Here is a 24808-nt window from a genome sequence, read left to right on the forward strand (position 1 = left end):
CGTACTTTCAGTCATTCTTGATCTGATCATTATTCATTATTTTTATTGATCGAGGGAGCCTACATTAGTCCTGTCGCCGGATCGCACGGCACTCACGAACCAAGGAGCAGGACATGAGCACATCGGAACAGGTCGCCCTCGTCACGGGCTCGTCGCGCGGCATCGGTGCGGAAATCGCCCGCCGCCTCGCCCGCGACGGTTTCAGGGTCGTCGTGAACTATGCCGGCGGCGCCGGCCCCGCGCAGGAAGTGGTCGACGCGATCGTCGCCGGCGGCGGCACGGCCGTCGCGGTGCAGGCGGACGTCGCCGATCCGGCCGCGGTGGCCGCGCTGTTCGACACGGCCGAGCAGGCATTCGGCCGGATCGACGTCGTCGTCAACAGCGCCGGCGTGATGAAGCTCGCGCCCCTCGCCGAGTTCGACGACGCCGCGTTCGACCAGACCGTCGCGATCAACCTGAAGGGCGCGTTCAACGTCAGCCGCGAAGCAGCGAAGCGCGTGCGCGACGGCGGGCGCATCGTCAACCTGACCTCGAGCGTGATCGGCATGCGCCTGCCGACCTACGGCGTGTACATCGCGACCAAGGCCGCCGTCGAGGGCATGACGCAGGTGCTCGCGCAGGAGATGCGGGGCCGCGGCATCAGCGTGAACGCCGTCGCGCCCGGGCCGGTCGCGACCGAGCTGTTCCTGCAGGGCAAGAGCGCCGAACTCGTCGACCGGATGGCGAAGATGAACCCGCTGGAGCGGCTCGGCCAGCCCGCCGACATCGCCAGCGTCGTCGCGTTCCTCGCCGGCCCCGACGGCGCGTGGGTCAACGGCCAGGTCCTGCGTGCCAACGGCGGCATGTGCTGACCGGCCGCCTGCCACGCCCACCGCTTACCGGAGATCGGTCATGAAGGAAGTCATTCTCGTCACGGGCGCGTCCAGCGGCTTCGGCCTGCTGACGGCCCAGGCGCTCGCCCGCGCCGGGCATACCGTCTACGCGTCGATGCGCGAAAGCACCGGCCGCAACGCGCCGCGCGTCGCCGCCATCGCCGCCTACGCGCAGGAACACGGCGTCGACCTGCGCACCGTCGAGCTCGACGTCGGCGACGACGCGTCCGTCGGCGCCGCCATCGATCGCGTGATCGCGGACAACGGCCGGCTCGACGTCATCGTCCACAACGCCGGCCACATGGTGTTCGGCCCGGCCGAAGCGTTCACGCCCGAGCAGATCGGCGAGCTCTACGACATCAACGTCGTGTCGACCCAGCGCGTCAACCGCGCGGCGCTGCCGCACCTGCGCCGCCAGGGGCGCGGGCTGCTCGTCTGGGTGTCGTCGTCGTCCGCGCGCGGCGGTACGCCGCCGTTCCTCGCGCCCTACTTCGCCGCGAAAGCCGCGATGGATTCGCTCGCGGTGTCCTACGCGGCCGAACTGGCACGCTGGGGGATCGAGACGTCGATCGTCGTGCCGGGCGCGTTCACCCAGGGCACGAATCACTTCGCCCACGCGGGCAAGCCGGCCGATGCAGGCGTTCAGGCCGCCTACGTCGACGGCCCCTATGCCGGCGTCGCCGAACAGGCGCTTCAAGGCCTCGCCGCGCTCGAACCGGCAGACGCCGATGCCGGCACCGTCGCGACAGCCATTGCCGACATCGTCGCCGCCCCGGCTGGCAAGCGCCCGTACCGCGTGTTCGTCGATCCGTCGCAGGACGGCGCGGAGGAGGTGTTCCGCGTCGGCGACCGGATTCGCCGCGAGATATTCAGGAACATCGGCCTCGCCGACCTGCTCGCGGCCCGCGTCGGCGGCTGATCCACCGTGCGCCGGTCACGCCGGCGCGCGTCAGCCTGGCTCGCAGAACCCGAGGATCGCGTCGGCGATTGCCGCCGGCGCCTCGCGCTGCGGAAAGTGGCCGACACCGTCCAGCACCTGGCGCGCGTAGCGCCCCGCAAAGAACCGCTCGCGCCCGGCCGAGCTGTCCGGATGATTGCAGGTGTCCGCGCCGCCGTGCAGCACGAGCGTCGGCAGCGCCAGCACCGGCGCTGGATTCAGCCGCGCATCGTCGTCGGCATAGGCCGGCGTGCCCGGTGTGAATCCCCATCGATGCCGGTACGAATGCAGCACGACGTCGATCCAGTCGGGCCCGTCGAACGCGGCGGCGGCCGCGTCGAAATCGCTGTCGCGATACCAGCCCGGCGGCGACCACGTGTCCCACATCAAGCGGGCAAACGCGCGGCGATCGTCGCGCAACGCCTGCTCGCCGCGTGGCGTCGCCATGAACCAGTGATACCAGTAGTTTCGTGCCTGCTGCAGCGACAGCGGCTGCCCAGGATCGTTGGTGCCGTACCCGACCGACAGCATCACGAGATGCGATGCGGCGCCTTCGCGCAGCCCGCACGCGTTCGCGGCTGCCCGCGCGCCCCAGTCGTGCCCGACCAGTACGGGCCGCTCGATGCCGAGCGCATCGACGAAGTCGAGCAGGTCGCGCCCGAGCGCCGCGAGCTGGCCGCTGCGCGGCACGGATGCGTCGCGAAAGCGGGTCGGCGCAAAACCGCGCAGCGCGGGCGCGAGCACGCGGTAGCCGTGCGCGGCGAGCCTTGCCGCCACCGCGTCCCAGCCGACCGGGCTGTCCGGCCAGCCGTGCAGCAGCACGGCCACGCGCTCGCCGCGCGGGTTCCATTCGAGATAGGCAAGGTCGAGCGACGCGGTCGTCGCATGCGCATAGGTCGTCATCGTGCACTCCGTTGGGTGGATCCGAGTGCACGATGGTAGGCCGGCCTTTCATCACGATTCACGGAGTATCATGGTTCATTCTTCGAATATCGCGTTGAATTGATCCATGGAACCGCCGACCGATCCCGCGTCGACCTCGCTCGACATCACGCTGCTGCGCACCTTCCTCGAAGTCGTCGACAGCCGCGGGTTCGCGCCGGCCGCGGAACGGCTCGCGCTGACGCCATCCGCCGTCAGCGGCCACATCAAGCGGCTCGAACAGGCGGCCGGCACGGTGCTGCTCGCGCGCACCACCCGTCGCATCGCGCTCACGCCGGCCGGCGACACGCTGTACGCATACGCACGCAACATCGTCGACATGGAGCGCGAAGTGCGCGCAAGGCTGCGCGGCGCGCCGGCGCACGGCCCGCTGCGGGTCGGCGCATCGGAGGATTTTGCGGGTGCGTGGCTGCCGCACGTGCTGCGCACGTTCCGCGACCGCCACCCGCGCACGTCGATCGAGCTGAAGGTCGGGATCACCGCGTCGCTGCTGCGCGAGCAGACGCTCGGCCGGCTCGACGTCGTGCTCGGCAAGCAGTGCCGGCAGGTCGACACGCCGGGCGAACTGCTGTGGGAAGAACCGCTCGTGTGGGCGTTCGCGTCGGATCGCACGCTCGACGCCGGCGGCGACGTGCCGCTCGCGCTGTTTCCGCAGCCATGCGTCTATCGCGAAGCCGCCGTCGCGGCACTCGCCGCTGCACTGCGGCCGTTTCGCGTGCTGTTCGAGAGCAGCAGCATGGCCGGCTGCGTGTCGGCCGCGCTCGCGGGCTTCGCGGTCACCGCGCTGGCGCGCAGCCAGTTGCGCGACGGCCTGCGCGAATGCGGCCCGCAGGACGGCCTGCCGGCGCTGCCGGCCGCGCGTTTCTACGCGTTTGCGGCGAAACCGGACGGCGCCGCCGCCGCGTTGATCGACGCGGTGCGGGAAACCGGGCGCAGCCGGCAGTTCGCGGCGCTGCCCGGCTGAAACAGGCACGACGGCACGTGACGCGATCCGGCCGTGCCGGTCAGTCGCCCTCCGCGCCCTCCCCGCCATGCGTCAGCGCGCTCGCCATCAGTTCCCCGAACCATTCGATGAAGGCATTGAGCCGGCGCGAACGGTGACGCCGGTGCGGGTACACGGCCGACACGTCCATCGGTGCGGCGCGGTGGCCGGGCATCACGTCGACGAGTGCGCCGCTGTCGAGCAGATGCTGGACGTCGAAGCGCGGAATCTGGATCAGCCCCATCCCGGCGATGCAGCTGGCAATATAGGTTTCGGCATTGTTGACGATCACCCGGCTCGGCAGCATGAGCGTGTGCCGCTGGCCGTCCACGCAGTATTCCCAGTCGAGTTCGCGCCCGATCGTCGGCGACGCATAGCCGATCGCCCAGTGTCCGTGCGCGAGCCCATCCGGATGCTCGGGCACGCCGCATTCGCGCAGGTAGTCGGGGCTCGCGCAGTTGATCAGCATGAACTGTCCGAGCGGCCGCACGACGAGGCTGCTGTCGGCAAGCCGCCCGACGCGGATCGCGCAGTCGACGCCCTCCTGCACCAGGTCGATCGAACGATCGGTCGAGCCGAGCGACAGTTGCAGCTTCGGATAACGGTGAAACAGCGACGGCAGCGCGGGCGCCACCATGCGGCGCGCGATCCGGCTCGGCACGTCGACGTTCAGCCGGCCGATCACGTCGCGGTCGCGGCGGCGGAACAGGCGGTCGAGTTCGTCGGCCTCCGCGAGCAGGCGCCGGCCACGTTCGAGCAGCAGCGCGCCGTCGGCGGTCAGTTGCACCTGGCGTGTCGTGCGGTGCAAGAGGCGCGTGCCGAGCCCCGTCTCCAGTTGCTGGACGGCTGCCGACACGGTCGCGCGCGGCACGTCGAGCGCATGCGCGGCCTTGATGAAGCTGCCCATCTCGGCAACCTGCAGGAAGATTCTGACCTGATCCAGCTTGTCCATCGGCAGGAAACGTAGGTTCGGACGAACGCCGCCGCCAGCCGTCACGCGTCGCGGCCAGGTCCGGCGGCACAGAGAAAACGGCACGCAGCCGCGAGGCCGCGCGCCTGTCCATTGTCCATGCAAACGCGCCATTGCGGTGCGCCGCGCGGCCCGTTGCCGGGCCGGTTACTTGGTCGTGTAGCCGCCGTTGATCAGGATCGTCTGGCCCGTGATCCACCAGCCGTCGGTGACGAGATGGCGGATGAACGGCACGACGTCCTCGATGTCGGTCAGGCCCGTCTTGCTGAACGGCGACAGCGCGGCCGCCGTCTTGTGATACGCGACCGCATCGGCGCCCTCGGCCGGATAGAAGAACGGCGTGTCCATCGGGCCCGGCCCGACGGCCGTCACCGAGATCCCGCGCGCGCCGTATTCCTTCGACGCCGCGCGCGTGAAATGCTCGACCGGCGCCTTCGACCCTTCGTACGCCGCATAGAACGGCGTGAACGCGCCGAGCAGCGACGTCACGAGCGTGACGAGCTTGCCGTGATCCTCGAGGTGCCGCCCCGCCTCCTTGATGAAGAAGAATGCCGACTTGCTGTTGACCGCGAACATCTCGTCGTACTCGGCCTCGCTGATCTCGGTGAACGGCTTCTTCAGCACCTTGCCGACCGTGTTGATCGCGATGTCGATCTTGCCGAAGCGCTGCTTCGCGTCGTCGAACAGCTTCTCGACCGCGGCGGCCGTCGTCAGGTCGCCCTGGAACGTAGCCGCTTCCGCGCCGGCCGCACGCACCGCGGCGGCCGTCTCCTCGGCTTGCGCCTGCGACGCGGCGCTGTTGTAGTGAATCGCCACGGCCTTCGCACCGTGGCTCGCCAGATCCCGCGCGATCAGGCCGCCGAGATTCTTTGCGCCGCCTGCGATCAGGACGACCTTGTCTGCGAGCGTATGAGTTGCCACGGTTGACTCCCTTTCTCGTTGAACGAAGCTTGGAGTGTAGGCACGCGCGACGCGCCGGTCAGCCGGGCAACGCTGGATGGATTATCCAGAAAAACGATCCAATCGAAGCGTGGCAGTGCAGCCTGCCGCACCGACAACCGCGCCGGATCCGCCCTCGATTGATGGGCGCCGATGCCGAGGGCGGCGCCCGCTCAGCGCGCGTACAGCGTCGCGTCGATCTTGCCGAGCAGCCACTGCATGCCGGCCAGGTGCTGCTGGTCGTGGCTGCACAGGTAGTGGACGAGCCCGCGCACGGTCAACGAACCGTAGCCGTCGAATTCCCCGGTGCGCGCGAACTGTTCGGGCGTGAGGCGCGACACGAGGTCCAGCGTCTCGCGCCGCGCTTCGTGGATCGCCGCGAGCACGTCGGACGCATACGCATCGTTGTAGCGGCGCTCGATCGCGAGCGCGTCGCCGTCGATCGACACGAGCAGCGGCCGGTCTTCGTCGAGCATCCGCCGCAGCCGCACGTGATAGCCGTCGATCTCGATGTCGCGCACATGGCAGAGCTGCCCGAGCGGCGAAAAATGCTCGCTCGGCATCCCGGCCCAGTCGTCGGGCGTCCAGCGCGCGTAGCCGTCGGGGACGGCCGCGAAATGGGCTTCGAGCTGACGGGGGAAATCGGCGAGTGCGTCGAGCGTCGTCGGATTCATGCGGGACTCCGTGTCGGATAGGGGCGGCGGCAGCCCTGGCACGGGCCTGCCGTCGCCGTTGCGTCACTTCACGCTGAAGCCGTACGCGCCCTGCGTGCGGTGCCCGTCGGTCGCGACGGCCACCCATTTCACCGTATAGGCGCCGGTGCCGACCGCCGTGAGCGGCACCGACATCCGCTTGCGGTTCGACGCGTCGATGCGCGCGCGGCCGTCCGACACCGTCTTGCCGTCGCCATCGACGACGACGATCGAGCTGAACGCGGGTTCCAGCGGCTCGGTGAAGTCGATCGTGACGGCGGCCGGGGCGGCAGCCACCGACGCGCCCGCCGCCGGATCGCTCTTCGCGAGGTGCGCGTGCGCGAACGCGGCCGACGAGACGGTCGCCGCAACGATGACGGCAGCGGCGTGGCGGCCGAACGGGAACGAAGCAAAAGGCATGGACTTTCCGTGAAGAATGAACGGGCGCCGCGCCCCGCGCGGCGTACCGGCAGCTTACCAGCGCATGCGCGCTCATGCCGGTCGCGCGCCATCGCTTGATAGAATGCGCGCGCTATGGATCTCGAAAGCATTCTCTACACCCAGGGCTTCGGCTCGCGCCGCCAGTGCCGGGGCCTGATCGAAGCGGGCCGCGTCACCGTGGCGGGCGCCCGCGCGACCGACCCCGACGCCGCGTTCGATACCGACGGCCTCGTGTTCTCGGTCGACGATACGGCGTGGCCGTTCCACGCACGCGCCTATCTCGCGCTCAACAAGCCGGCCGGCTACGAGTGTTCGCGCGATCCGCAACACCACGCGAGCGTGTTCAGCCTGCTGCCTGCACCGCTCGTCGCGCGCGGCGTGCAGTGCGTCGGGCGTCTCGACCAGGACACGACGGGCCTGCTGCTGCTGTCCGACGACGGCCAGTTCGTGCACGCGTACACGTCGCCGAAACGCAAGGTGCCGAAAACCTATGTGGCAACCGTGCGCCACCCGCTCGACGACACGCAGCTGAACACGCTGCGCACCGGCGTGCAGTTGCACGGCGAGCCGAAGCCGATCGCGGCGGTCGCCGCCGACGCGCGCGACCCGCACGCGCTCGCGCTGACCGTGCTCGAAGGCAAGTATCACCAGGTCAAGCGGATGGTCGCGGCGGTGAGCAACCGCGTCGAGTTGCTGCACCGCGAAAGCATCGGCGGCTTCACGCTGCCGGGCGACCTCGCGCCCGGCGCGTGGCGATGGCTCGACGACGCCGACCTTTCGGCGCTGCGCAATACCGTCAAAACCCTGTAAGGGAAAATCCGCACGACCGTTCGACGCTCGACCGCATCTCGGCCGCATGTTCCCCCGCTATACTGAAATCACAAGCTGTAAGAGAACAGCGACGTAGGGGGAGGCATCATGAACAACCATACTTTCGAACTGTCGTCCGTGATGATCGCGTTCGCGGTCATCGGTGTCATCGTGATCGGCGGGCTGCTGGCCGCGATGCACATGAAGCACAAATATCATCCGAACCTGATTGGCGCGCTGATCGGCGCGTTGCTGTGCTTCCTGCTGATCGAGGCGTTACCGGCGCTCACCTGACGCGCTCCCCGGCGCGAGCGTTTGAAGGAAATCATCTACGGTCGGATAGCGCAACGTCACGCACAATTCGGCCTTGAGCCGTGCGTTGGACAGGCGCCGCGACTCGCGCATGAACGACAGCAGTGTCGGTTCGAGCTGACGCTCGGCGTCCGCGCGGCTGACGCGCGGCGGCCTCGGCAGGCCGAGCACCTGCGCGACCCGGTCGAAATACTCCCCCATCCGCAGTTCGCTGTCGTCCGACGCGTGCACGGCGCGCGCCGGCTTGCCGCGTTCGGCCACACGGCGCAGGATCGCCGCGAGATCGTTCGCATGGATGTGGTTCGTGTAGACGTCGTCGGCCGGCTCGAGCGCCGGCGTGCCGCGCTCGAGCCGTGCGACCGGCAGGCGGTTCGCCGCGTAGATCCCGGGAATCCGCACGATGCGCGCGGACAGCACGCCGCGCACCGTCGCCGCACGCAGTTGCCGCTCCGCCGACACGCGCCGGAACGCGCGCGGATTCGCGGGACGCAGCGGCTGCGTTTCGTCGATGCGCGCGCCGCCGCAATCGCCGTAAACGCCCGTCGTACTGGCATAGACGAGCCTCGGCGCACGAAGGGCGTCGGGTACAATACGCGCTGCCCGAACGGGCGCGCCGGCCTGCCGGGTAGCGGTGCGCAGGGTTCGGAGCCGGCCGACCGCCGAGGCCGGCGGCACCGGTGGCCGTCGCGCAGGCACGGTCGTTGCGGCGATCAGCGCACGGGTGCGCCGGTCGTCACGGCCATCGGACTGCGGCGGTGCGAGATGCAGGATCGTGCGGGCCAGACCCGCGAGGCGGCCGAGTGTCGCCCGGCGATCGAGGTCGCCGACGATCGGCGTTGCACCCGCGGCGCGCAGTTCGTCGCGGCGGGCCGGATGGCTCGTCAGCGCGAAGATCCGCAGGTTGCGGCGCGTGTCGCGCCATTGCGCGACGCAGCGCATGCCGACGTCGCCGCAGCCGACGATCAGTGCGCGCGGCCGGCGCAGGATTCGAGTCGCGATCATGTTGGTTGCGAAATCAGTAGCCACCGTTGCGCGACGCGCAACGGGTTTGCATTGTAGCTGCCGTGCCCGACATGCACGGTCCCCCCATTTTGTTCTAGTTTGGTTCTATGGCATTCAACGTCACTCTCAAGCAAAGCGGCCGGCAATTCCAGGTCGAGTCGGATGAAACCGTGCTGGCGGCCGCGCTGCGCCAGAACGTCCATCTGCCGTACGGCTGCAAGAACGGCGCGTGCGGCTCGTGCAAGGGCCAGATCGTGTCGGGCCAGATCGAACAGGGCCCGCACGCCGCGTCGGCGCTGTCCAACGACGAGCGCACGCGCGGCCTCGCGCTGCTGTGCTGCTCGAAGGCGCAGTGCGATCTCGAAATCGACGTGCGTGAAATCGCCGGCGTCGACGGCGTGCAGGTCAAGAAGCTGCCGTGCCGGATCGCCGCGCTCGAGCGCAAGGCCGACGACGTGATGGTCGTGAAGCTGCAACTGCCCGCCAACGAACGCCTGCAGTACCTCGCGGGCCAGTACGTCGAGTTCATCCTGAAGGACGGCTCGCGCCGCAGCTACTCGATGGCGAACGCGCCGCACGAGGAAGGCCCGGTCGAGCTGCACATCCGCCACATGCCGGGCGGCAAGTTCACCGACCACGTGTTCGGCGCGATGAAGGAGCGCGACATCCTGCGCTTCGAAGGCCCGCTCGGCACGTTCTTCCTGCGTGAAGACTCCGACAAGCCGATCGTGCTGCTCGCATCGGGCACCGGCTTCGCGCCGATCAAGGCGATCATCGAGCACGTGAAGCACACGGGCATCACGCGCCCGATGACGCTCTACTGGGGCGCGCGCCGCAAGAAGGACATCTACCTCGGCGAACTGGCCGAGCAGTGGGCACGCGAGATCCCGAATTTCAAGTACGTGCCGGTGCTCTCCGAGCCGGACGCCGGCGATCAGTGGACGGGCCGCACCGGCTTCGTCCACCGCGCGGTGATCGAGGATCTGCCCGACCTGTCGGGCCACCAGGTGTACGCGTGCGGCGCGCCGGTGATGGTCGAATCCGCGCAGCGCGACTTCACGCAGCACCACGCGCTGCCGGCCGACGAGTTCTACGCGGACTCGTTCACGAGCGCCGCCGATCTCGCGCATCCGGTCTGAGGCCCGCGCACCCGCGTACGGCACTACGCGCTGCGATGTCACATCCGTGGCATCGCGGCGGTTTACAGTGACGCGCGGGATGCCTTATGCTTGCGCACATGAACTGCTTCCTGTCCGCCCTTCGACGTCGCCGCTCGCCGCTCCGCCCGGATGCCGCAGGCTCGTCACGGACTCGCGCGTAACCCCCACAGCTTCACCGGTTACGCACAAGCTGTTCGACCCACCAGCCACGGCCTTCCGTGGCTTTTTTATTGCCTGTTTCCCTTTCAACGTCCGCTGGAGTCTGCTGCCATGCCCCTGAACGATTATCCGATCGACTCGCTGATGTACATCACGAACCGCCCCGACATCGTGTTTACGCACGGCAAGGGTTCGTGGCTCTACGATCACACGGGCAAGCGCTATCTGGACTTCATCCAGGGCTGGGCCGTCAACAGCCTCGGCCATTGCAACGAAGGCATCGTCGACGCGCTGAAGACGCAGGCGGAAAAGCTGCTGAACCCGTCGCCCGCGTTCTACAACGAACCGATGGCAAAGCTCGCGGGCCTGCTCACGCAGCACAGCGTGTTCGACAAGGTGTTCTTCACGAACAGCGGCGCGGAAGCGAACGAAGGCGCGATCAAGCTCGCGCGCAAGTGGGGCCGCAAGTTCAAGAACGGCGCGTACGAGATCATCACGTTCGACCACAGCTTCCACGGCCGCACGCTCGCGACGATGTCGGCCAGCGGCAAGCCGGGCTGGGACACGATCTACGCCCCGCAGGTGCCGGGCTTCCCGAAGGCCGAGCTGAACGACATCAACTCGGTCGAGAAGCTGATCACCGACAAGACCGTCGCCGTGATGCTCGAGCCGATCCAGGGTGAAGGCGGCGTGATTCCGGCCACGCGTGAATTCATGCAGGCGCTGCGCGCGCTGACGAAGCAGCACGACCTGCTGCTGATCGTCGACGAAGTGCAAAGCGGCTGCGGCCGCGCGGGCACGCTGTTCGCGTACGAGTTGTCCGGCATCGAGCCGGACGTCATGACGCTCGCGAAAGGCATCGGCGGCGGCGCCCCGCTCGGCGCGCTGCTGTCGAAGGCCGAGTTCGCGGTGTTCGAGGCAGGCGACCAGGGCGGCACGTACAACGGCAACCCGCTGATGACGGCGGTCGGCTATTCGGTGATCTCGCAGCTCGTCGCACCGGGCTTCCTCGAAGGCGTGCGTGCGCGCAGCGAATACCTGAAGCGCAAGCTGCTCGAGCTGTCGGAAGAGCGCGGCTTCGAAGGCGAACGCGGCGAAGGCCTGCTGCGCGCGCTGCTGCTCGGCAAGGACATCGGCCCGCAGATCGTCGAGAAGGCGCGCGACATGCAGCCCGACGGCCTGCTGCTGAACGCCGCGCGGCCGAACCTGCTGCGCTTCATGCCCGCACTGAACGTGACGACCGAGGAAATCGACCAGATGATGGCGATGCTGCGGTCGGTGCTCGACACGCTCTAAGGAGAGCCCGCCGATGGATGCCGCCGCCGATGCCGTTGTGATCCGCCCGTTCGAACGCGCCGACACCGATGCCGTGCTCGCGGTATGGCGCGACGCGTTCCCGCAGTACGAAGACGCGGATGCGCCGCCGCACCGCGATCCGCTGCGATCGATCGAGCTGAAGCTCGCGACGCAGCCGGAACTGTTCTTCGTCGCGACCAGCCGCGCGCGCGTGGTCGGCACGCTGATGGCGGGTTTCGACGGGCATCGCGGCTGGCTCTACTCGTTCGGCGTATCGAACGACGCACGCCGGCTCGGCATCGGCCGCGCGCTGATCGCGCATGCGGAACGCGCGCTCGCCGCGCGCGGCTGCCTGAAGATCAACCTGCAGGTGCTGCCCGGCAACGACGATGCGTGCCGCTTCTACGCGGCGCTCGGCTATCGCGTCGAGGAACGCATCTCGTTCGGCAAGACGCTGCCGGCCGCGTGACGCAAAGGCCGGCAGCCCGCCACTTCAGCGCGTGATCGGCCCCGCGCCCGGCAGCGGATTGCCGAGCGCGTCGGTCGGCACGGCCTGCTGCTCGAACGCGGCGAAATACGCGGCCCACTGCGTATCGCTCACGCGCACGATCAGCGCGCCGTCCTGCCAGATGTCGTTGTGGTCGTTGTGGTCGTCGCCCGCGCGGTGCAGGTAGTTCGAGCCGGTCGAACCCTGGTTCATGTGCGTGTCGTGGATGCCGTTGCCTTCCGCATACGAGCGGCCGAACACGACGACGTCGAGCCCCTGCGACTGCGCGGCGTTCACGAGCCGCAGCAGCGACGGGATCGGCTCCTGATTCTCCGTGCCGTCCATCACGGCGCTCGGGCGCCACGCGCCCGTTTCGTTCAGGATGTCGCTGCGCAGGTAGTCGAGCGCGGGCAATGCCGCCTGCCCCGTCAGGTCCGTGTAGCCCTCGGCCGCGGCCGCGAGCGTCTGCGTGATCGGGTGGTGGAAATCGTAGACGAGCTTGTAGTTCAGCAGGTCGTCCGCGTCGTTGGTGCCGACGTTGATCGCGACGTCCCAGTCGCCGCCGGGCAACGCCAGCGTCAGGTGGATGTGATACTGGATCTCGCTGCCATGCGGCGAGCCCTTCAGCTTCGCCACCGATGTCACCTTCGCCTTCACGAAACCGTAGTCCAGACTCATGCGTGCTCTCCGTGTGCCGATGGGCCGTCGATGCTACGCGGCCCGTGTGACGGTTGGCAGGCGACCGGCAACGAGCGGCCGCCCCATCGTTCCCGCGCCGCGTGCGCGGCGCGACAGTCGAATGGAGTCGCGCACGCACGCACAAGTTCGGCCGGAATCGCAACACACGAAAAAAAAGGCTGTCACGGCATCCCGTGACAGCCTTTCGAAAGCCCGTATGCGACGCGGCCGGCATCTGCCGCCGCGCGCCACCGGGCCCGCTCATTCACTCACTCATTCACCCAGGTACGCGGCACGCACCTTCGGATCGTCGAGCATCTGCTTCGCATCGCCTTCCATCGTGACCGTGCCCGAGTCCATCACGTAGCCACGGTCGGCCGCCTGCAGCGCGAGGCGCGCGTTCTGCTCGACGAGCAGCACCGTGATGCCCTCCTTCGAGATTTCACGCACCACTTCGAAGATCTTCTCGACCATGATCGGCGACAGGCCCATCGACGGCTCGTCGAGCAGCAGCAGCTTCGGCTTCGAGAGGATCGCGCGCGACATCGCCAGCATCTGCTGCTCGCCGCCCGAAAGCGTGCCCGCGAGCTGCGTCGCACGCTCCTTCAGGCGCGGGAAGAAGCCGAACATGCGGTCGACGTCCTTCTTGATCTGCTCGCCGTCGTTGCGCAGGTACGCGCCCATCTGCATGTTCTCGACGATCGACATCCGCGCGAAGATCCCGCGGCCTTCCGGCACCATCGCGAGGCCGCGCTTGAGCAACTCGTGCGTCGGGATGCCCTTGATCGACTTGCCCTCGTACTCGATGTCGCCGGCCGAATACGCCTTCAGACCCGTGATCGCCTTCATCGTCGTGGTCTTGCCCGCGCCGTTCGCGCCGATCAGCGTCACGAGCTCGCCCTGACGGACTTCCATGTCAACGCCCTTGACGGCCTGGATGCCGCCGTAGTTGACCTGCAAGCCCTTGATTTTCAACATTGCCGCTGCCATCAGTGCACCCCTGCGCCGAGATATGCCTCAATCACCTTCGGATTCTTCTGCACGTCCTGCGGCAGACCCTCGGCGATCACCTTGCCGTAATCGAGCACCGTCATCCGGTTGCACAGCCCCATCACGAGCTTCACGTCGTGCTCGATCAGGAGAATCGTGCGGCCGTCCGAGCGGATCTTGTCGAGCAGGCGCGTGAGTTCGACCTTCTCGGTCGCGTTCATCCCGGCCGCCGGCTCGTCGAGCGCGAGCAGCTTCGGGTCGGTGGCCAGCGCGCGCGCGATCTCGAGGCGGCGCTGGTGGCCGTACGACAGGTTGCGCGACGTGTAGTCCGCGTACTGCAGCACGCCGACGTATTCGAGCAGCTCGATCGCGCGCTCCTTGATCTCGCGCTCTTCCTGGCGTTCGGCCGGCGTCTGGAACACCGCGCCGAGCAGCCCGTGCTTGGTGCGCACGTGGCGGCCCACCATCACGTTCTCGAGCGCCGTCATCCCGCCGAACAGGCGGATGTTCTGGAACGTGCGCGCGATGCCCGTCTTCGCGACCTGATGCACCGCGGTCGGCTTGTATTCCGTGCCGTCGAGCTTAAACTCGCCGGAGTCCGGCGTGTAGAGGCCCGTGATCACGTTGAAGAACGTCGTCTTGCCGGCGCCGTTCGGGCCGATCAGGCCGTAGATCTCGCCTTCCCTGATCTGCAGACCGACATCGGACAGCGCCTGCAGGCCGCCGAAGCGCTTGTTCACGCCCTGCACGGACAGTCGGATTTGTTTGTCGCTCATGTGTGTATCCCCTTGTCCGTCGATTAAGCGCGCACCGGCTTCTTGCTGGCGCGCTTCGCCAGTTTCGCGATCTTGTCCTCATGCTTCGGCGCGGGCCACAGGCCTTCCGAGCGATACAGCATGATGACGACCATCGCGAGGCCGTACAGCGCCTGACGGATCACTTCCGTATCGACGATGTCATGACCGAACAGCGCGTGCTGCAGCGGGCTCATCGTCGAGCGCAGGAATTCCGGGAAGATCGCGAGCAGTACCGCGCCCAGGATCACGCCCGGGATGTGGCCCATGCCGCCGAGCACCACGCAGGCCAGCACGACGATCGATTCCCAGAACGTGAACGATTCCGGCGACACGAAGCCCTGGAACGAACCGAACATCGCACCCGACAGGCCGCCGAACGACGCACCCATCGCGAATGCGAGCAGCTTCACGTTGCGGGTGTTGATGCCCATCGCCTTCGCCGCGATCTCGTCTTCGCGGATCGCCGCCCATGCGCGACCGATACGCGAGTGCTGCAGGCGCGTACACACCCAGATCACCAGCAGCGAGCACAGCACGAACAGGTAGTAGTACATGTAGACCGACGGCAGCTGGATCCCGAACAGCGAGTGCGTCTGCGCGAGGCTGAAGTCGCCGATGTGCACCGGATCGATGCCCGTGATCCCCTTCGGCCCGTTGGTGATGTTCACCGGACGGTCGAGGTTGTTCATGAAGATCCGGACGATTTCACCGAAGCCGAGCGTCACGATCGCCAGGTAGTCGCCGCGCAGGCGCAGCGTCGGCGCGCCGAGCAGGATCCCGAAGGTCGCCGCCAGCGCCATCGCGATCGGCACGATGATCAGGAACGGGATGTGCAGCCCGTTCGGCGCGAGCGCCGCGATCCACTCGAATTGCGAGGTCAGGTGCGGCGAGCTCAACAATGCCGCCGTGTACGCACCCACCGCGTAGAACGCGATGTAACCCAGGTCGAGCAGGCCGGCGAAGCCGACCACCACGTTCAGGCCCAGCGCGAGCATCACGTACAGCATCGCGAAGTCGAGCACGCGGACCCAGTAGTTGCCGCCGGCCGAGCCGATGATGATCGGCGCCGCGATCACGAAGACCGCGGTCAGGAGGCCGATGATGACCGTCTTGGTGGTGTTGCGCTCTTCGACGAGCGACGTCGAGGATTCGATCGGTTGAATGGATGTCATGTTGTTTGCTCCCTTCCGTTACGCGCGATCCGCGACACGTTCGCCCAGCAGGCCGGACGGACGGAACACCAGCACGATGATCAGCACGATGAAGGCGAACACGTCCTGGTAGTTACTGCCGAATACGCCGCCCGTGAGGTTGCCGATGTAGCCGGCCCCGAGCTGCTCGATCAGGCCGAGCAGCACGCCGCCGACCATCGCGCCGCCGAGGTTGCCGATCCCGCCCAGCACCGCGGCCGTGAATGCCTTCATGCCGGGGATGAAGCCCATGTAGAAGTGCACGTTGCCGTATTCGGATGCGATCATCACGCCGGCCAGCGCGGCGAGCGCGGAGCCGATCATGAACGTCGCCGAGATCACGAAGTTCGGGTTCACGCCCATCAGGCTCGCGGTGTTCGGGCTTTCGGCGATCGCGCGCATCGCGCGGCCGAGCTTGGTCTTGTGCACGAGCAGCAGCAGGCCGCCCATCACGATGAACGCCACCGCGATGATCACGATTTCAGTCACCGAGATCACGGCGCCAGGCGTCGTGTCGGTGGCCTTGATCACGTTGATCGGATCGGTCGGCAGCAATTGCGGGAACGGCAGCGGGTTGCGCGACCAGATGATCATCGCAGCGGTCTGCAGCAGGATCGACACGCCGATCGCGGTGATCAGCGGGGCGAGGCGCGGAGCGCGACGCAGCGGCCGGTAGGCGACCCGTTCGATCGTGAAGCCGACGAATGCACAGACGACTGCGGCGATGCCCAGGCCGATCGTCAGCGTCGCGACGTTGCCGAGTCCGGGGAAATGGTTCTGCAGCACGGTGATGGCCGACAGGGCGACCATCGCGCCGATCATCAGCACGTCGCCATGCGCGAAGTTGATGATGCCGAGAATGCCGTACACCATCGTGTAACCCAACGCGATGATGGCGTAGACACTGCCGAGCACCAGCCCGTTGAGAACCTGCTGGACGAAAATATCCATTTAAAGCTCCTTGGCCCGTGCTGCCGGAGGACGTTGCGCCCCGCGGGTAAGCGAGGAATCGCGCCTTCTCGGCGACACTGCGGGTACTAGTCGATACCGGTAAGGGTGGATCGTCCCGGCGCGCGCCGCCCGGCCTGTACGGCCGAACCTGCCGCCGGAGCGGATACAAAAACGGCACCGCACTGTTCCGGTGCCGTCATGAGTCCCGTCGCTAAATCGTCACGACATCGAGGACGGTGTTCGTGGCCTCCTTGAAGTCGTAGGGCAGCATGCCGAGACGGCCATCGTCCGGTTGCCCGGCATCCGTGCCTTGTCCCGTCCGGTGCGAGGCAAGCCCCGCACCCGGGCGGATTGGATTCCGTGCCCCGGTGCCTCGCGAGGCACCGCGAACGCCGCGCCCGACATTCGTCAGGACTGCGTCGGAATCCATCGTACGAACCAGACCGCGCGCCGCGACCTCATTGCTCGCGGCAACGCGCTGTTTCGTCGAATCGAAATGAAAGGGGACCGGCGACATCGGCACGCTGCCCGCATCGCCGGGCACCCGGGCCGGCCTGCGTCGATCGGCGCGCACGGTCGCTGTCACGCCACGACCGGCGGCCTGCTGTGCTGCAACCTGCGTGCCCGCTGCCTGGCCGTTCGCCAGGCCAAGCGCGTTGATTTCCTCGATCGCCAAACGTGCCCCGTTTTCCTTGTCCTTGCCCAATTGCGCGGTGCGGCACGCGAACGGTGCCGCACGACCGGTTCCGGCGACGCGCACGCCGCTGGCCGGCGGTGCCGCGAACGCCGCAGCCTCCCTCCCCGCCTCGTCGTCGCTCTTTTTGCTGCAGCCGGCAAGCATTGCAACCGGTGCGGCGACGGACATGGCGTAAGCCAACTTCACATGCATCGAGTGGTCTCCCGCGCCTTGCCAAAATCCGATTTCAAAGCCATTCAGGCCTGAAAACGGGCGCATTGTAACTCCATTTATAGGACGCCAATAATCCTGATTCGATGGGGTTTTCCTGCATTGCAACCAATTTTGAGAGACGCTTGGAAGCGCGCAGAGCAACCCGGTTGCACCATTAATCCGAATAATGGTTGCGATTGCGATTTCGACGGGCAAAAAAAAGCGCGCCGTCAGGCGCGCTTCGGTGTTCCGCGGGTGCGATGCGGCAATCAGGCGGCGGGCGGCAGGTTCAACCCGCGCGGCAGCGGAAACGACACGTTTTCCTCGATGCCGTCGAGCGCGCGCACATTGCGCACACCGAGTTCGCGCAGCCGCGCGATCACGGCCTGGGCGAGCACTTCGGGGGCCGACGCGCCGGCCGTCACGCCGATGCGACGCTTGCCTGCGACCCATGCCGGATCGATCTGGTCGGGTGCATCGACCATGTACGCGTCCACGCCGCGCTTCTCGGCCACTTCACGCAGGCGGCTCGAATTCGAGCTGTTCGGGCTGCCGACGACGATCACGACATCGCACTGCGGCGCCATGAACTTCACGGCGTCCTGGCGGTTCTGCGTCGCGTAGCAGATGTCCTGCTTCTTCGGCTCGCGGATCTTCGGATACTTGGCCTTCAACGCGCCGATGATCTCGGCTGCGTCGTCGACGGACAGCGTCGTCTGCGTGACGAGCGCGATGCGTTCGGGATCGGCGAGCTCGAGCTTCTGCACGTCCTCGACGCTCTCGACGAGATGCATGCCGCGCTCGACCTGCCCCATCGTGCCTTCGACTTCCGGATGGCCCTTGTGCCCGATCATGACGATGTCGACGCCGTCCTGGCGCATCTTCGCCACTTCGACGTGCACCTTCGTGACGAGCGGGCAGGTTGCGTCGTAAATGCGCAACCCGCGCACGTCGGCCTCGTCGCGCACGGCCTTCGACACGCCGTGCGCGCTGAAGATCACGGTATTGCCGGCCGGCACTTCCTCGAGTTCCTCGACGAAGATCGCGCCTTTCTTCTTCAGATCCTCGACCACGTACTTGTTGTGGACGATCTCGTGACGGACGTAGATCGGCGCACCGTGCATCGCGATGGCGCGCTCGACGATCTCGATCGCGCGATCGACGCCCGCGCAGAAACCGCGCGGCTGGGCCAGCAGGATTTCGGCATCGGCGGCGACGGTCTGCCCGGACAGCGTATCGGTGGTGCTCATGATTACAGGATTCCGATGATTTTCACTTCGAACGTGAGCGCTTGGCCCGCGAGCGGATGATTGAAGTCGAACAGTGCCGAGGTTTCGCTGACTTCCTTCAGCACCCCCGCGTATCGGCCGCCGTCCGGCGCGTTGAACTCGATCAGCTCGCCCGGCGTGAAATCGTCGCCGACCATCCCGTTCTCGCGCAGCGTCGACAGCGTCACGCGCTGGAGCATGTCGGGATTCCGGGGACCGAACCCCTGTTCGGGGGCTAGCTGAAAAGTCGAATGGTCGCCGACCCTGAGGCCGATCAGAATCTGTTCCAGCGACGGCGCCAGTTGCCCCGCGCCGAGCAGCAGCGTGGCCGGCTTGTCGGTGAAGGTGTTGACGATATCGGCGCCGTCGGCGAGTGCCAGCCGGTAATGCAACGTGACGTGGGAACCGGGCTTCACTTCGGATAGATCGATGAGGCTCATGAATTACTCGTTCAGTCGGCGCCCGATACGGCCGAAAGGCCCGGCGCAAAACCAATATTGTAAGTCACCTGAGCGCGCAAGGCGGAAAGTGCGACGACGTCGCGCACACTGCCCGCCGCCAATGGAGTTTCAAGCATGCTGTCACCCTGCCCAGCCTTGCCGCCAGTCGAATGCCGCGACAGCACCGATCTGCCGGCCGATCCGCCCGGCCGCGTCATCCCGATCCACCGGCGCAAGCACCGCCTGCGCGGCTGGCGGCCCGAGCGGCCACGCGAGCGACTGCTGGAGCGCGGGCCGGCGGCGCTGACCGACGACGAACTGGTCGCCCTGCTGCTCGGCACGGGCAAGCCCGGGCACGACGTGTTCACCACCGCCCGCGCCCTGGTCAAGCAGTTCAAGTCGTTGCACGGGTTGCTCGAGGCGACCACCGACGATTTCGAGGCACACCCCGGCATCGGCCCCGCGCGCGCCGCGCGGCTGGTCGCCGTCATCGAGATCGCGCGTCGCATGCTGAAGGAGAAAGCGCACGAGAAGCAGCCGATCGATTCGCCCGGCGCGGTCGAGGACTATCTGCGGCTGAAGATCGGCGCGCGTCCGTACGAAGTGTTCGCCGCGGTCTACCTCGACGCGCGCCACAGCCTGATCGACATGGAGGAAATCACGCGCGGCTCGCTGACGCGCATGGCCGTCTACCCGCGCGAGATCGTGCGCCGCGCGATCGCATACAACGCCGCGGCACTGATCGTTGCCCATAACCATCCGTCGGGCGCGGTGCAGCCGAGCGCGGAAGATCGCCGCCTGACCCGCGTGCTGCACGACGCGCTCGCGCTCGTCGATGTCAGGCTGCTCGATCACGTCGTGATCGGCACCAGTGATACTTTTTCGTTCGCACGGGCCGGTTGGATGTAGACTGTGCGGTTGCGGCCCGCCCAACGGCGCCGCAACGGTGATGCGAAATTAGGTTTGATTTTTCTGAACTTTTTCTGCTAGAATCGCCGTCTGTCTTTTTTCCAACCAGTTCTAGCCATCGAAGGGCCTTGTCTGTAAGGGCTTCGGCGTTCTGAGTGCAGCCATGGATCACGTGGCGGTACGATGGAACCTTCATCGGCGATCGAACCCCGAATTTAGCGTATTAGGAGTGCTCTCATGGCACGCGTATGCCAAGTAACTGGGAAAGCGCCGATGAGCGGCAACAACGTTTCCCACGCCAACAACAAGACGAAGCGCCGCTTCCTGCCGAACCTGCAAAACCGCCGGTTCTGGGTAGAGAGCGAAAACCGCTGGGTGCGCCTGCGCGTCTCGAACGCCGGCCTGCGCCTGATCGACAAGAACGGCATCGATTCCGTGCTCGCTGACCTGCGCGCACGCGGCGAAGCCTAAGCCCAAGGAGCACAATCATGGCAAAAGGCGCACGCGACAAGATCAAGCTCGAGTCGACCGCTGGTACGGGTCACTTCTACACGACCACGAAGAACAAGCGCAACATGCCGGAAAAGATGGCGATCAAGAAGTTCGATCCCGTCGTCCGCAAGCATGTGGAATACAAAGAAACCAAGATCAAGTAATCTCCGGTTTCTGCTAGCCTGACGGCGACCGAAAAGCCCCGCACATGCGGGGCTTTTTGTTTTGCGCGCACGCTCCGGCGCGACGCGGTATGCTCTCCCCTTTCCGCGGCCACGGCTGCCGGAACGCACAAGATCAAAAGCGTAACGATGGAGATGCAGCATGAAATTCGACGTGGCGATCGTCGGCAGCGGCCTGGCAGGGCTGTCGGTCGCACTCAACCTGGCCAGCACGCGACGTGTCGCGCTGATTGCGAAACGGTCGATGATGGAGGGCGCGAGCGATAACGCGCAAGGCGGCATCGCGGCAGTCCTCGATTCGGCGGACAGCATCGAGAACCACGTCGACGACACGCTGGTCGCCGGTGGCGGCTTGTGCGACGAAGGCGCGACGCGCTATATCGTCGAGCACGGCCGCGAAGCGATCGAATGGCTGATCTCGCAGGGCGTGCCGTTCACGAAGGACGACGCGGCCGAGCTCGGCTTCCACCTCACGCGTGAAGGCGGCCACAGCCACCGCCGGATCATCCACGCGGCCGACGCGACCGGCCATGCGGTGCTCGCCACGCTGTCGGCCCGTGCACGCCAGCATCCGAACATCACGTTCTTCGAAAACCACCACGCGATCGACCTGATCACGTCGGACCGGCTCGGCCTGCCCGGCCGCCGCTGTCACGGCCTGTACGCGCTCGACGTCGACAACGACCGCACGATCACGATCGAGGCGCCGCATACGGTGCTCGCAACGGGCGGCGCCGGCAAGGTCTACCTGTACACGACGAACCCCGACACCGCGACCGGCGACGGCATCGCGATGGCGTGGCGCGCAGGTTGCCGCGTGTCGAACATGGAATTCATCCAGTTCCACCCGACCTGCCTGTTCCATCCGTATGCGAAGTCGTTCCTGATTTCCGAAGCCGTGCGCGGCGAAGGCGGCCTGCTGAAGCTGCCCGACGGCACGCGCTTCATGCCCGCGCACGATCCGCGCGCCGAACTCGCGCCGCGCGACATCGTCGCGCGCGCGATCGACTTCGAGATCAAGAAGCGCGGGATCGACTGCGTGTATCTCGACATCAGCCACCAGCCGGAAGCGTTCCTGCGCGAACACTTCCCGACGATCCACGCGCGCTGCCTCGAATTCGGCATCGACATCGCGAAAGAGCCGATTCCCGTCGTGCCGGCCGCACACTACACGTGCGGCGGCGTCGTCACCGACCTCGCCGGGCGCACCGATCTCGCGGGCCTGTATGCGGTCGGCGAAACGTCGTACACGGGGCTCCACGGCGCGAACCGGCTCGCGAGCAACTCGCTGCTCGAATGCCTCGTGATCGGCCGCGCGGCGGCCGAGGCGATCGAAGCGGCCGGCTTCGATGCCGAAACGCCGGCCACGCTGCCCGCGTGGGACGAAAGCCGCGTGTCGGATGCGGACGAGGAAGTCGTCGTCGCGCACAACTGGGACGAGCTGCGCCGCCTGATGTGGAACTACGTCGGCATCGTGCGTACCGACAAGCGCCTCGAACGCGCGAAGCACCGGCTGTCGCTGCTGCGCGACGAGATCCAGGAGTACTACGCGAACTTCCGCGTGACGCGCGACCTGCTCGAACTGCGCAACCTCGTCGACGTGGCGACGCTGATCGTGAAGAGCGCGCACTCGCGCCGCGAAAGCCGCGGGCTCCACTACAGCCGCGACTGGCCGAACTCGCTGCCGAAGGCGCTGCCGAGCGTGCTCACGCCGCGCGCGCGTCGCTGAGCGGCGCGCCCTTCCCGGCTGCGGCCGCACAGGAAAAAAGCCGTTGGCGTTTGCGCGCCAACGGCTTTTTTGTCTGATCGAAGGCGTTCGGTCAGTCGACGATCCGCATCGAATAGTCCGTCGCGCGCACGTCCTTCGTCAGCGCGCCGATCGAGATGCGATCGACCCCCGTTTCCGCGAACGCACGCACCGTATCGAAATTGACGCCGCCCGACACTTCGAGCACGGCCTTGCCGTTCGCCACGCGCACCGCTTCACGCATCATGTCGAGCGTGAAGTTGTCGAGCAGCACCGACTGCGCGCGATGTGCGAGCGCCGTATCGAGTTGCGCAAGCGTCTCGACTTCGACCTGCACGGGCACGCCCGACTCCAGCGCAAATGCCGCGTCGAGCGCCTCGCCGACACCGCCTGCCGCCGCGATGTGGTTTTCCTTGATCAGGATGCCGTCATACAGCGCGAGACGCTGGTTCTCGCCGCCGCCGACGCGCACCGCATACTTTTGCGCGAGCCGCAGGCCCGGCAGCGTCTTGCGCGTATCGAGGATCTTCGCGCGCGTGCCTTCGACGCGATCGACGTAACGACGCGTCGCGGTCGCGACGCCCGACAGCAGTTGCAGGAAGTTCAGCCCGTTGCGCTCGGCCGTCAGCAGCGCGCGCGCCAGCCCTTCGAGTTCGCAGACGGTCGAATCGGGCGACATACGATCGCCTTCGCGATAACGCCACTGCACGACGATCGCCGGGTCGATCCGGGCAATCACGGCCTCGAACCACGGCACGCCGCACAGCACGGCTTCCTCGCGGACGATGATGCGTGCACGGCGACGCCCGCCGGCCGGTACGAGCCGCCCGGTCTGGTCGCCGGTGCCGACGTCTTCCGCGATCGCATCGGCCACATTGCGCGCGATCGCATCGTCGAATGCCGCGCCGTACTGCTCGCGGACGATGTTGAAGAGCGGGGATACTGCGGAACTCGCGCCGCCTTCCGCCGGGCCGCCCCCAAGGAAGGTGGCCGCCCCCTCGGGGGGCAGTGAACGAATGTGAGCGTGGGGGCTATTCATTACGCAGCCCCCACTTTCGCGAACAGTTGCTGGTCACGCTGCAGATCGCCGCTCGCCTGCACGCGCTTCTTGTGCGCGGCTGCGAAATCGAGCATCCGGTCGATCGGCAGGCGTGCGCGCTCGCCGATCGCGGGATCGACGAAGATCTCGTTGTGACCGCGTTCGAGCACGTCGGCCAGGTTCGCGAGGCCGTTCATCGCCATCCACGGGCAGTGCGCGCAGCTCTTGCAGGTGGCGCTGTTGCCGGCGGTCGGCGCGGCGATGAAGGTCTTGCCGGGCGCCGCAAGCTGCATCTTGTGCAGGATGCCGAGATCGGTCGCGACGATGAAGTGCGTCGCGTCGAGCTTGACCGCCGCATCGATCAGCTGCGTGGTCGAGCCGACCACATCGGCCTGCGCGACGACGTTTTCCGGCGATTCCGGGTGGACGAGCACCTTCGCGTCCGGATACTCGGCGCGCAGCAGGTCGAGTTCGATGCCCTTGAATTCGTCGTGAACGAGGCACGAGCCTTGCCACAGCAGCATGTCCGCGCCGGTTTTCTTCTGGATGTAGCTGCCGAGATGGCGATCCGGCGCCCAGATGATCTTCTCGCCGCGCGCGTGCATGTCGGCCACGATCTCGAGGCCGATCGACGACGTAACCATCCAGTCCGCGCGCGCCTTCACGGCGGCGCTGGTATTCGCGTAGACGACGACGGTACGGTCGGGATGCGCATCGCAGAACGCCGAGAATTCGTCGACGGGGCAGCCGAGGTCGAGCGAGCAGGTCGCGTCGAGATCGGGCATCAGGATGCGTTTGTTCGGGCTCAGGATCTTCGCGGTTTCGCCCATGAAGCGCACGCCGGCGACGACCAGCGTCTGCGCGTCGTGGTCACGGCCGAAGCGGGCCATTTCGAGCGAATCGGCGACACAGCCGCCGGTTTCGTCGGCGAGTTCCTGCAACTCGGCGTCGACGTAGTAGTGCGCGACCAGCACGGCCTTTTCACGCACGAGCAATGCCTTGATGCGCGCTTTCAGCGCGGCCCGCTCTTCGGCGGACGGTGCATCGGGCACCTTGGCCCATGCCTGCCCCACACCGCACACGGTCCCTGCTGCAACGGGCCGGTCGTACTCGACGGGTTTGATCGTCGATTGCATCTCCATATCTCCTGTCGACCAGCGTTAGCGCTTTAGCGCTTACGCTGGTCCCATGCTTCGCGGTCGATCAGAGTTAGCGCTTCAACGCCAACTCCGATC

General features: G+C 66.9%; 29 protein-coding genes. 12 read left to right on the forward strand and 17 right to left on the reverse strand.

The genetic code is table 11. The features are described from left to right. Nucleotides 1–113 precede the first annotated feature (113 nt). A complete protein-coding gene (locus QZM35_RS19220; protein WP_089431587.1) occupies nt 114–851 on the forward strand; it encodes an SDR family oxidoreductase in 738 nt (245 codons plus the stop codon). Between the two features lie 40 nt (nt 852–891). Further along, nucleotides 892–1791, forward strand: a complete 900-nt coding sequence (locus tag QZM35_RS19225) for an SDR family oxidoreductase (RefSeq protein ID WP_301776636.1) — start codon at nt 892–894, stop codon at nt 1789–1791. A 30-nt stretch (nt 1792–1821) separates the two neighbouring features. Here QZM35_RS19225 and QZM35_RS19230 read toward each other — a convergent pair whose 3' ends face one another. Continuing rightward, nucleotides 1822–2712 (reverse strand): alpha/beta fold hydrolase, encoded by an 891-nt coding sequence (locus QZM35_RS19230; protein ID WP_301776637.1) that lies wholly within the window; start codon nt 2710–2712, stop codon nt 1822–1824. Nucleotides 2713–2818: 106 nt separating this feature from the next. Here QZM35_RS19230 and QZM35_RS19235 point away from each other — a divergent pair, with 106 nt between their 5' ends. Further along, nucleotides 2819–3715 (forward strand): LysR family transcriptional regulator, encoded by an 897-nt coding sequence (locus tag QZM35_RS19235; protein WP_301776638.1) that lies wholly within the window; start codon nt 2819–2821, stop codon nt 3713–3715. A 40-nt stretch (nt 3716–3755) separates the two neighbouring features. Here QZM35_RS19235 and QZM35_RS19240 read toward each other — a convergent pair whose 3' ends face one another. The 4 genes from QZM35_RS19240 to copC all read right to left on the reverse strand — a co-directional run bounded on the left by QZM35_RS19240 (nt 3756) and on the right by copC (nt 6754). Then, nucleotides 3756–4685, reverse strand: coding sequence for a LysR family transcriptional regulator (locus tag QZM35_RS19240; protein ID WP_301776639.1), 930 nt, complete (start codon nt 4683–4685; stop codon nt 3756–3758). Nucleotides 4686–4850: 165 nt separating this feature from the next. Next, entirely contained in the window at nt 4851–5624 is a 774-nt protein-coding gene (locus QZM35_RS19245; RefSeq protein WP_039368119.1) for an SDR family oxidoreductase, read from the reverse strand. Nucleotides 5625–5815: 191 nt separating this feature from the next. Next, nucleotides 5816–6316, reverse strand: a complete 501-nt coding sequence (locus QZM35_RS19250) for a DinB family protein (RefSeq protein WP_089431592.1) — start codon at nt 6314–6316, stop codon at nt 5816–5818. Nucleotides 6317–6379: 63 nt separating this feature from the next. Then, on the reverse strand, nt 6380–6754 hold the full coding sequence (gene copC, locus QZM35_RS19255) for a copper homeostasis periplasmic binding protein CopC (RefSeq protein WP_089431593.1): 375 nt from the start codon (nt 6752–6754) through the stop codon (nt 6380–6382). Between the two features lie 114 nt (nt 6755–6868). Between copC and QZM35_RS19260 the strand changes: the two genes are divergently transcribed. Continuing rightward, nucleotides 6869–7585 carry a pseudouridine synthase gene (locus QZM35_RS19260; RefSeq protein ID WP_089426138.1) on the forward strand — a complete coding sequence of 239 codons (717 nt, stop codon included), beginning with the start codon at nt 6869–6871 and terminating at the stop codon, nt 7583–7585. A gap of 108 nt (nt 7586–7693) precedes the next feature. Then, nucleotides 7694–7879, forward strand: a complete 186-nt coding sequence (locus tag QZM35_RS19265) for a hypothetical protein (RefSeq protein ID WP_089426139.1) — start codon at nt 7694–7696, stop codon at nt 7877–7879. On the opposite strand, the gene QZM35_RS19270 is transcribed toward QZM35_RS19265, so the two are convergent. Next, nucleotides 7862–8899: an NAD-dependent epimerase/dehydratase family protein gene (locus tag QZM35_RS19270; protein ID WP_301776640.1), complete on the reverse strand. Its 1038-nt coding sequence runs from the start codon at nt 8897–8899 to the stop codon at nt 7862–7864. The genes QZM35_RS19265 and QZM35_RS19270 overlap by 18 nt on opposite strands. A 107-nt stretch (nt 8900–9006) precedes the next feature. Between QZM35_RS19270 and QZM35_RS19275 the strand changes: the two genes are divergently transcribed. The 3 genes from QZM35_RS19275 to QZM35_RS19285 all read left to right on the forward strand — a co-directional run bounded on the left by QZM35_RS19275 (nt 9007) and on the right by QZM35_RS19285 (nt 11983). Continuing rightward, complete coding sequence (locus QZM35_RS19275) at nt 9007–10038, forward strand: CDP-6-deoxy-delta-3,4-glucoseen reductase (RefSeq protein WP_011352940.1); 1032 nt, start codon at nt 9007–9009, stop codon at nt 10036–10038. Between the two features lie 291 nt (nt 10039–10329). Then, the gene (locus tag QZM35_RS19280; protein ID WP_069248649.1) at nt 10330–11514 is read left to right on the forward strand and encodes an acetylornithine transaminase; all 1185 of its coding nucleotides are present in this window, start codon (nt 10330–10332) and stop codon (nt 11512–11514) included. Between the two features lie 13 nt (nt 11515–11527). Continuing rightward, on the forward strand, nt 11528–11983 hold the full coding sequence (locus tag QZM35_RS19285; RefSeq protein WP_089426142.1) for a GNAT family acetyltransferase: 456 nt from the start codon (nt 11528–11530) through the stop codon (nt 11981–11983). A 24-nt stretch (nt 11984–12007) separates the two neighbouring features. Here the strand turns inward: QZM35_RS19285 and QZM35_RS19290 are convergent, their stop codons facing one another. The 9 genes from QZM35_RS19290 to QZM35_RS19330 form a co-directional block, all read right to left on the reverse strand. Further along, complete coding sequence (locus QZM35_RS19290; RefSeq protein ID WP_069248650.1) at nt 12008–12679, reverse strand: DUF2278 family protein; 672 nt, start codon at nt 12677–12679, stop codon at nt 12008–12010. 273 nt (nt 12680–12952) lie between these two features. Continuing rightward, nucleotides 12953–13669, reverse strand: a complete 717-nt coding sequence (locus QZM35_RS19295) for an ABC transporter ATP-binding protein (protein ID WP_089426143.1) — start codon at nt 13667–13669, stop codon at nt 12953–12955. Beyond that, nucleotides 13669–14445: an ABC transporter ATP-binding protein gene (locus QZM35_RS19300; protein ID WP_069248652.1), complete on the reverse strand. Its 777-nt coding sequence runs from the start codon at nt 14443–14445 to the stop codon at nt 13669–13671. The genes QZM35_RS19295 and QZM35_RS19300 overlap by 1 nt, the downstream gene beginning before the upstream one ends. 23 nt (nt 14446–14468) lie before the next feature. After that, complete coding sequence (locus tag QZM35_RS19305) at nt 14469–15638, reverse strand: ABC transporter ATP-binding protein (protein WP_046544596.1); 1170 nt, start codon at nt 15636–15638, stop codon at nt 14469–14471. Between the two features lie 18 nt (nt 15639–15656). After that, nucleotides 15657–16607 (reverse strand): branched-chain amino acid ABC transporter permease, encoded by a 951-nt coding sequence (locus QZM35_RS19310; RefSeq protein ID WP_006488946.1) that lies wholly within the window; start codon nt 16605–16607, stop codon nt 15657–15659. A 211-nt stretch (nt 16608–16818) separates the two neighbouring features. Next, the gene (locus QZM35_RS19315; RefSeq protein WP_174975958.1) at nt 16819–17562 is read right to left on the reverse strand and encodes an amino acid-binding protein; all 744 of its coding nucleotides are present in this window, start codon (nt 17560–17562) and stop codon (nt 16819–16821) included. Between the two features lie 203 nt (nt 17563–17765). Then, nucleotides 17766–18746 (reverse strand): 4-hydroxy-3-methylbut-2-enyl diphosphate reductase, encoded by a 981-nt coding sequence (gene ispH, locus QZM35_RS19320; RefSeq protein ID WP_011352949.1) that lies wholly within the window; start codon nt 18744–18746, stop codon nt 17766–17768. 2 nt (nt 18747–18748) lie between these two features. Then, on the reverse strand, nt 18749–19204 hold the full coding sequence (locus QZM35_RS19325) for a peptidylprolyl isomerase (protein WP_046544593.1): 456 nt from the start codon (nt 19202–19204) through the stop codon (nt 18749–18751). 11 nt (nt 19205–19215) lie between these two features. Further along, nucleotides 19216–19341 carry a hypothetical protein gene (locus QZM35_RS19330; protein ID WP_256093565.1) on the reverse strand — a complete coding sequence of 42 codons (126 nt, stop codon included), beginning with the start codon at nt 19339–19341 and terminating at the stop codon, nt 19216–19218. Between QZM35_RS19330 and radC the strand changes: the two genes are divergently transcribed. The 4 genes from radC to nadB all read left to right on the forward strand — a co-directional run bounded on the left by radC (nt 19340) and on the right by nadB (nt 22516). Beyond that, entirely contained in the window at nt 19340–20113 is a 774-nt protein-coding gene (gene radC / locus QZM35_RS19335) for a DNA repair protein RadC (protein WP_089431600.1), read from the forward strand. The two genes, QZM35_RS19330 and radC, sit on opposite strands and share 2 nt — an antisense overlap. 237 nt (nt 20114–20350) lie before the next feature. Then, complete coding sequence (gene rpmB, locus QZM35_RS19340; protein WP_004186391.1) at nt 20351–20584, forward strand: 50S ribosomal protein L28; 234 nt, start codon at nt 20351–20353, stop codon at nt 20582–20584. A gap of 17 nt (nt 20585–20601) precedes the next feature. Next, nucleotides 20602–20769, forward strand: coding sequence for a 50S ribosomal protein L33 (gene rpmG / locus QZM35_RS19345; RefSeq protein ID WP_006478046.1), 168 nt, complete (start codon nt 20602–20604; stop codon nt 20767–20769). A 160-nt stretch (nt 20770–20929) separates the two neighbouring features. Next, nucleotides 20930–22516, forward strand: a complete 1587-nt coding sequence (gene nadB / locus QZM35_RS19350) for an L-aspartate oxidase (protein WP_046544591.1) — start codon at nt 20930–20932, stop codon at nt 22514–22516. A 91-nt stretch (nt 22517–22607) separates the two neighbouring features. Here the strand turns inward: nadB and nadC are convergent, their stop codons facing one another. Both nadC and nadA read right to left on the reverse strand, forming a co-directional pair. Next, the gene (nadC, locus tag QZM35_RS19355; RefSeq protein WP_301776641.1) at nt 22608–23573 is read right to left on the reverse strand and encodes a carboxylating nicotinate-nucleotide diphosphorylase; all 966 of its coding nucleotides are present in this window, start codon (nt 23571–23573) and stop codon (nt 22608–22610) included. Further along, a complete protein-coding gene (gene nadA / locus QZM35_RS19360; RefSeq protein WP_301776642.1) occupies nt 23573–24709 on the reverse strand; it encodes a quinolinate synthase NadA in 1137 nt (378 codons plus the stop codon). The genes nadC and nadA overlap by 1 nt, the downstream gene beginning before the upstream one ends. Nucleotides 24710–24808: the final 99 nt, after the last annotated feature.

This window comes from Burkholderia sp. AU45274 (assembly GCF_030482505.1).
Lineage (GTDB): Bacteria > Pseudomonadota > Gammaproteobacteria > Burkholderiales > Burkholderiaceae > Burkholderia.

Excerpts from the sequence above, each read along its gene's own strand:
- QZM35_RS19220 (WP_089431587.1), top strand. The coding sequence starts at position 114 with ATGAGCACATCGGAACAGGTCGCCCTCGTCACGGGCTCGTCGCGCGGC.
- QZM35_RS19225 (WP_301776636.1), top strand. The coding sequence starts at position 892 with ATGAAGGAAGTCATTCTCGTCACGGGCGCGTCCAGCGGCTTCGGCCTG.
- QZM35_RS19230 (WP_301776637.1), bottom strand. The coding sequence starts at position 2,712 with ATGACGACCTATGCGCATGCGACGACCGCGTCGCTCGACCTTGCCTAT.
- QZM35_RS19235 (WP_301776638.1), top strand. The coding sequence starts at position 2,819 with ATGGAACCGCCGACCGATCCCGCGTCGACCTCGCTCGACATCACGCTG.
- QZM35_RS19240 (WP_301776639.1), bottom strand. The coding sequence starts at position 4,685 with ATGGACAAGCTGGATCAGGTCAGAATCTTCCTGCAGGTTGCCGAGATG.
- QZM35_RS19250 (WP_089431592.1), bottom strand. The coding sequence starts at position 6,316 with ATGAATCCGACGACGCTCGACGCACTCGCCGATTTCCCCCGTCAGCTC.
- copC (WP_089431593.1), bottom strand. The coding sequence starts at position 6,754 with ATGCCTTTTGCTTCGTTCCCGTTCGGCCGCCACGCCGCTGCCGTCATC.
- QZM35_RS19260 (WP_089426138.1), top strand. The coding sequence starts at position 6,869 with ATGGATCTCGAAAGCATTCTCTACACCCAGGGCTTCGGCTCGCGCCGC.
- QZM35_RS19265 (WP_089426139.1), top strand. The coding sequence starts at position 7,694 with ATGAACAACCATACTTTCGAACTGTCGTCCGTGATGATCGCGTTCGCG.
- QZM35_RS19270 (WP_301776640.1), bottom strand. The coding sequence starts at position 8,899 with ATGATCGCGACTCGAATCCTGCGCCGGCCGCGCGCACTGATCGTCGGC.
- QZM35_RS19275 (WP_011352940.1), top strand. The coding sequence starts at position 9,007 with ATGGCATTCAACGTCACTCTCAAGCAAAGCGGCCGGCAATTCCAGGTC.
- QZM35_RS19280 (WP_069248649.1), top strand. The coding sequence starts at position 10,330 with ATGCCCCTGAACGATTATCCGATCGACTCGCTGATGTACATCACGAAC.
- QZM35_RS19285 (WP_089426142.1), top strand. The coding sequence starts at position 11,528 with ATGGATGCCGCCGCCGATGCCGTTGTGATCCGCCCGTTCGAACGCGCC.
- QZM35_RS19290 (WP_069248650.1), bottom strand. The coding sequence starts at position 12,679 with ATGAGTCTGGACTACGGTTTCGTGAAGGCGAAGGTGACATCGGTGGCG.
- QZM35_RS19295 (WP_089426143.1), bottom strand. The coding sequence starts at position 13,669 with ATGGCAGCGGCAATGTTGAAAATCAAGGGCTTGCAGGTCAACTACGGC.
- QZM35_RS19300 (WP_069248652.1), bottom strand. The coding sequence starts at position 14,445 with ATGAGCGACAAACAAATCCGACTGTCCGTGCAGGGCGTGAACAAGCGC.
- QZM35_RS19305 (WP_046544596.1), bottom strand. The coding sequence starts at position 15,638 with ATGACATCCATTCAACCGATCGAATCCTCGACGTCGCTCGTCGAAGAG.
- QZM35_RS19310 (WP_006488946.1), bottom strand. The coding sequence starts at position 16,607 with ATGGATATTTTCGTCCAGCAGGTTCTCAACGGGCTGGTGCTCGGCAGT.
- QZM35_RS19315 (WP_174975958.1), bottom strand. The coding sequence starts at position 17,562 with ATGCGCCCGTTTTCAGGCCTGAATGGCTTTGAAATCGGATTTTGGCAA.
- ispH (WP_011352949.1), bottom strand. The coding sequence starts at position 18,746 with ATGAGCACCACCGATACGCTGTCCGGGCAGACCGTCGCCGCCGATGCC.
- QZM35_RS19325 (WP_046544593.1), bottom strand. The coding sequence starts at position 19,204 with ATGAGCCTCATCGATCTATCCGAAGTGAAGCCCGGTTCCCACGTCACG.
- radC (WP_089431600.1), top strand. The coding sequence starts at position 19,340 with ATGCTGTCACCCTGCCCAGCCTTGCCGCCAGTCGAATGCCGCGACAGC.
- QZM35_RS19330 (WP_256093565.1), bottom strand. The coding sequence starts at position 19,341 with ATGCTTGAAACTCCATTGGCGGCGGGCAGTGTGCGCGACGTCGTCGCA.
- rpmB (WP_004186391.1), top strand. The coding sequence starts at position 20,351 with ATGGCACGCGTATGCCAAGTAACTGGGAAAGCGCCGATGAGCGGCAAC.
- rpmG (WP_006478046.1), top strand. The coding sequence starts at position 20,602 with ATGGCAAAAGGCGCACGCGACAAGATCAAGCTCGAGTCGACCGCTGGT.
- nadB (WP_046544591.1), top strand. The coding sequence starts at position 20,930 with ATGAAATTCGACGTGGCGATCGTCGGCAGCGGCCTGGCAGGGCTGTCG.
- nadC (WP_301776641.1), bottom strand. The coding sequence starts at position 23,573 with ATGAATAGCCCCCACGCTCACATTCGTTCACTGCCCCCCGAGGGGGCG.
- nadA (WP_301776642.1), bottom strand. The coding sequence starts at position 24,709 with ATGCAATCGACGATCAAACCCGTCGAGTACGACCGGCCCGTTGCAGCA.